The following is a 5,411-nucleotide window of genomic DNA, read 5'->3' on the forward strand; positions in this document are numbered from 1 at the left end:
CCCCGGCCCCGGCCCCGGCCCCAGGTGACGAGGCCGCGTCGTCACCCCGGATCGCCTCGGCGAACCGTTGCCGGATCCGGACATCGGCCGCCACGACCGCCGCTCGGTCCTGCGGGGTGAGATAGCGGATCTGCCAGCGGTACAGCGCCGCGCGGGAACGGTGGGTCAACGTCGCCCGGGTGACCGAGGCGACCAGATCGTTCAAGTCGTCGAGGCCCGACGTGGCGGTGTCGAGTTCGGCGACGAGTGTGGCGACCGCGTCACGGAACATCGCGTACTTGCCCGGAACATGGCGGTACAACGCACCGGGGGTCAGGGCGAGGCGGTGTGCGATGTGTTCCACGCGGGTCGCGTGGTACCCGCGCCGCGTGAACTCCTCGGCCGCGACCAGTGCGATCTCCGCACGTCGCGAACCCGGAGGAGGTACGTCCGGGAACCACGTGGGTGGAGCGGAAGGAGACGTCATGGCCTCTCGGATCTCGTGATGGCGGTTCGGGGTGTGATCTTGACAACAAGCAATACAGTGGAGATAGTAAACCCGAATTCACAGATATATGTGATCGAATCCATGCGAGTGAGTCGAGCCGACCGTGCGGATCGACCGACCCGAGAGGGGACACCCCGCCATGTCAGTGCCCGATGCCTACATCTTCGACGCGGTGCGCACGCCACGCGGCAAGGGAAAGTCCAGCGGTTCGCTCTACAGCGTCGCCCCGATCGATCTCGCGGTCGGGGTCCTGCGGTCGATCGTCGAGCGGAACCCCGGCCTCGACCCCGCGCAGATCGAGGACGTGGTCATGGGGATCGTGGGACCAGTGGGCGAGCAGGGCGCGGTGTTGCCGCGCGTCGCCGCCCTCGCCGCAGGGCTACCGCAGACCGTCGCCGGTGTGCAGGAGAACCGTTTCTGCGCCTCCGGGCTCGAGGCGGTCAACCTGGCCGCACAGAAGGTCCGCGCCGGCTGGGAGGACCTGGTCATCGCCGGCGGAGTCGAGTCGATGTCCCGCGTGCCCATGGGCTCCGACGGCGGCGCCTGGGCGCAGAATCCCCGCGTCAACTATGAGACCTCGTTCGTCCCCCAGGGCATCGGTGCCGACCTCATCGCCACCATCGAGGGCTTCACCCGCCGCGACGTGGACGAGTTCGCCGCCCGCTCCCAGGAACTGGCGTCGGCCGCGTGGGACGACGGTCGGTTCGCCGCCTCGGTCGTGCCGGTGGTCGACGTGGCCGGTCGGCTGGTCCTCGACCATGACGAGCACATCCGCCGCGGGACCACCGCGGACGACCTCTCGGCCCTCCGCCCGTCCTTCGCCGCGCTCGGGGACCAGGCCGGGTTCGACGCCGTCGCGCTGCAGAAGTACCACTGGGTCGAGCGGATCGACCACGTCCACCACGCGGGCAACTCCTCGGGGATCGTCGACGGCGCGACCGCGCTGCTCGTCGGCAACGCCGCCGCGGGTGAGCGGAACGGGTTGACGCCGCGGGCACGGATCGTGTCCGCCGCGGTCGTGGGATCGGAACCGACGATCATGCTCACCGGTCCCACCCCGGCCGCGCGTAAGGCGTTGGCCAAGGCGGGACTGACGATCGACGACATCGACCTGTTCGAGGTCAACGAGGCGTTCGCCGCCGTACCCATGAAGTTCGCCAAGGACCTCGACGTCCCGATGGACAAGATCAACGTCAACGGTGGCGCGATCGCCATGGGCCACCCCCTCGGCGCCACCGGCGCGATGATCCTCGGCACCGCACTCGACGAACTGGAGCGCCGCGACGCCCGCTTCGCCCTGGCGACACTCTGCGTGGGCGCCGGCATGGGGATCGCCACCATCATCGAACGTCTGTAGACCCAGCCGCCGGCCTGACGCCATACAAGGACGAGAACACCCAATGAGCAGCGAATACACCAACACCATCTCGTACGAGCGCGATTCCGACGGCGTTGTCGTCCTCACCATGGACGATCCCGATCAGAGCGCCAACACCATGAACGCGAACTACCTGGCCTCGATGGAGGCCGCCGTGGACCGACTCGAGGAGGAGGTCGACGACATCACGGGCGTCGTCCTGACCTCGGCCAAGAAGTCGTTTTTCGCCGGCGGCGACCTCGGCGACATCCTGAGCATCCCGGCCGACGGGGCGGACCTGGCGGTCGACACCGTGGAGCGGGCGAAGGCCCCTCTGCGCAGGTTGGAGACGCTGGGCAGGCCGGTCGTGGCCGCGATCGGTGGCGCCGCGCTCGGCGGCGGGCTCGAGATCGCGCTGGCGACCCACCACCGCATCGTCGTGGACTCCCCGTCCATCCAGCTGGGCCTGCCCGAGGTGAGCCTAGGTCTGCTGCCCGGGGGCGGCGGGATCGTCCGCACCGTGCGCATGCTCGGGGTGGTCACGGCCCTGATGGAGGTGCTGCTCGAGGGCAGGCGCCTGCGCCCGGGCAAGGCCCGTGAGCTCGGACTGGTCGACGACCTCGTCGCGAGCCCGGATGACCTGATCCCCGCGGCGAAGGCGTGGATCGCCGCCAACGCCGACGACCCGGTCGCGGCCACCCAGCCGTGGGACCGGAAGGGTTACCGCATGCCCGGGGGGACCCCCTCGAGCCCAGCGCTCGCGGGCAACCTGCCCGCGTTCCCCGCCATGCTGCGGAAACAGCTCAAGGGCGCCCCCTACCCCGCCCCAGTGGCGATCATGGCGGCCGCCGTCGAAGGCGCCGGCGTCGATTTCGCCGCGGCCTCGACGATCGAGGCCCGCTACTTCGCCCGGCTGGCCACCGGCCAGACCGCCAAGAACATGATCCGGGCGTTCTTCTTCGACCTGCAGAAGGCCAACGGGCTGGCCGGGAAGCACGGGTCCGCCGACCGCGCGCCGGTGAGGAAGGTGGTCGTCCTGGGCGCCGGGATGATGGGTGCCGCCATCGCCTATGTCTGTGCCAAGGCCGGGATGGAGGTCGTCCTGAAGGACGTCGACCAGGCCGCGGCCGAGCGGGGCAGGGGCTACTCGGAAAAACTGGTCGCCAAGACCGTGGCCCGCGCCGCCGAGGGCCCGGCCCGTGACGCCGCGCAGGCGAAGGGCGAGGCGCTCCTGGCGCGCATCACCCCCACCACCGACCCGGCCGCGGCCGCGGGCGCGCAGGCCGTGATCGAGGCCGTGTTCGAGGACCCCGAGGTCAAGAAGACGGTGTTCGCGGAGATCGCGCCACACATCGCCCCGGATGCGCTGCTGTGCTCCAACACCTCGACCCTTCCCATCACCATGCTCGCGGGCGGCGTGGACCGGCCGGCCGACTTCATCGGCCTGCACTTCTTCTCGCCCGTCGACAAGATGCCGCTGGTCGAGATCATCAAGGGGGCCGAGACCTCGGAGGATGCCCTCGGGCGCGCTCTGGCCCTGGTCGCGCAGATCGGCAAGACCCCCATCCTCGTCAACGACTCCCGCGGGTTCTTCACCTCGCGCGTCATCGGCACCTTCACCAGCGAGGGGATGGCCATGCTCGCCGAGGGCGTGCCCGCCCCGACCATCGAACAGGCGTCGGCGCAGGCCGGATACCCGGCCCCCGTGCTGGCGCTGATGGACGAGCTCACCCTGACCCTGCCCCGCAAGATCCGCGACGAGACGCGCGAGGCCGCCAAGGCGGAGGGGCGCGAGCTGCCCGACCATCCGGGTAACGCCGTGCTCGACCGCATGATCGACGAGTTCGGCCGGAAGGGTCGCTCGAGCGGCTCCGGCTTCTACGAGTACTCCGACGGCAAACGGGGCGGACTGTGGCCGGGGCTGGCCGACGCCTTCGGTGGTGCCACCGAGATCCCGCTTCAGGACGCGATCGACCGCATGCTCTTCGCCGAGGCGATCGAGACCGTCAAGTGCCTCGACGAGGGCGTGCTGGAGACCACCACCGACGCCAACGTCGGATCGATCCTGGGCATCGGCTTCCCGGGCTGGACCGGTGGCGTCGCCCGCTACATGGACCAGTACCCGGGCGGTCTGCCCGGCTTCGTCGCCCGCGCCGAGCAGCTCGCCGAGCGCTACGGGGACCGGTTCACCCCGCCGGAGTCCCTGCGGTCCAAGGCCGCCTCCGGTGGCACCTACGAGGAGGTCCACCCGTGATCCGTACCCGTTTCACCGAGGAGTTCGGTGTCCGTCATCCGATCGTCCAGGGCGGCATGATGTGGGTCGGCCGCGCCGAACTCGCCGCCGCCGTGTCCGAGGCCGGGGCGCTGGGCATCATCACCGGGCTCACCCAGCCGACGCCCGAGGACCTGGCCCGCGAGATCGCGCGCTGCCGGGAGATGACCGACCAGCCGTTCGGGGTCAACCTCACGATCCTGCCCGCCATCTCCCCGCCCCCGTACGCCGAGTACCGGCAGGCGATCGTCGAGTCGGGGGTGAAGATCGTCGAGACCGCCGGGTCCAATCCCAAGGACCACCTACCGGTGTTCCACGAGGCCGGCATCAAAGTCATCCACAAGTGCACCTCGGTCCGCCACGCACTCAAGGCCGAGCAGCTCGGTGTGGACGCGGTGTCGATCGACGGCTTCGAGTGCGCGGGCCACCCGGGTGAGGACGACGTCCCCGGTCTGGTTCTCATCCCCGCCGCGGCGGCCCGGCTGACGATCCCGATGCTGGCGTCCGGAGGCATCGCCGACGCCCGCGGCCTCGTGGCCGCACTGGCCCTGGGGGCCGACGGCGCCAACATGGGGACGCGGTTCATGTGCACGGCCGAATCGCCGGTCGCGGACCAGGTCAAGCAGCAGATCGTCGCCAATTCCGAGCTCGACACCACGCTCATCTTCCGCACGCTGCACAACACCGCGCGGGTCGCGGCGAACGCCGTCTCGGCGGAAGTGGTGGCCAGGGAGGCCGAGGGCGTGGAGTTCTCCGACATCCAGCACCTCGTCGCCGGAGCCCGGGGCCGCAAGGTCTTCGAGGACGGCGATCTGGATGCCGGCATCTGGTCGGCGGGTCAGTGCCAGGGCCTGATCGACGACGTGCCCACCGCGGCCGAGCTGGTCGACCGCATGATGACCGAGGCCGAGTCGATCATCACCGACCGGCTGTCCGGCATGGTCGCCGCCGCGGAGTCGGTCCGATGACCGCCACCGGACGCGACGCCGTCAAGGTGGAGACCGACGACCTCGGCGTGACGACCATCAGCATCAACCGGCCCGACCGGATGAACGCGCTCGACCACCACACGGTCGGCGCGCTGATCGGGCTCATCACCGAGCACGGTGCGGATGCGGGGACCCGTGTCATCGTGCTCGCCGGCGAGGGAGCGGCGTTCACCACCGGGGCGGACCTGCAGTCCATCCGGGAGGGAGCCGCCGACGCTCCCAGCCCCGACGTCACCATGGACAATGCCGCGGCCCTGGTCCGCGCGGTGCTCACCGCCCCGGTCCCGGTGATCGCCGCGGTCAACG

5 protein-coding genes are annotated in these 5,411 nt (G+C 70.4%); 4 read left to right on the forward strand and 1 reads right to left on the reverse strand.

Going from position 1 to position 5,411, the window contains the following annotated elements:
* A partial coding sequence (locus tag G6026_RS13155) for a TetR/AcrR family transcriptional regulator (protein ID WP_182613436.1) occupies positions 1-466 on the reverse strand: 466 nt, incomplete at its 3' end.
* 160 nt (positions 467-626) lie between these two features.
* Here G6026_RS13155 and G6026_RS13160 point away from each other — a divergent pair.
* The 4 genes from G6026_RS13160 to G6026_RS13175 all read left to right on the forward strand — a co-directional run.
* Positions 627-1,844: an acetyl-CoA C-acetyltransferase gene (locus tag G6026_RS13160; RefSeq protein ID WP_107758294.1), complete on the forward strand. Its 1,218-nt coding sequence runs from the start codon at positions 627-629 to the stop codon at positions 1,842-1,844.
* A gap of 43 nt (positions 1,845-1,887) precedes the next feature.
* Complete coding sequence (locus G6026_RS13165; protein WP_182613437.1) at positions 1,888-4,098, forward strand: 3-hydroxyacyl-CoA dehydrogenase NAD-binding domain-containing protein; 2,211 nt, start codon at positions 1,888-1,890, stop codon at positions 4,096-4,098.
* A complete protein-coding gene (locus G6026_RS13170; RefSeq protein ID WP_182613439.1) occupies positions 4,098-5,084 on the forward strand; it encodes a nitronate monooxygenase family protein in 987 nt (328 codons plus the stop codon). The genes G6026_RS13165 and G6026_RS13170 overlap by 1 nt, the downstream gene beginning before the upstream one ends.
* The coding region (locus tag G6026_RS13175) for an enoyl-CoA hydratase/isomerase family protein (RefSeq protein ID WP_182613438.1) at positions 5,081-5,411 on the forward strand (331 nt) is incomplete at its 3' end. The genes G6026_RS13170 and G6026_RS13175, both read left to right, overlap by 4 nt.

This window comes from Dietzia sp. DQ11-38-2 (genome assembly GCF_014145055.1).
Lineage (GTDB): Bacteria > Actinomycetota > Actinomycetes > Mycobacteriales > Mycobacteriaceae > Dietzia.

Excerpts from the sequence above, each read along its gene's own strand:
- G6026_RS13160 (WP_107758294.1), top strand. The coding sequence starts at position 627 with ATGTCAGTGCCCGATGCCTACATCTTCGACGCGGTGCGCACGCCACGC.
- G6026_RS13165 (WP_182613437.1), top strand. The coding sequence starts at position 1,888 with ATGAGCAGCGAATACACCAACACCATCTCGTACGAGCGCGATTCCGAC.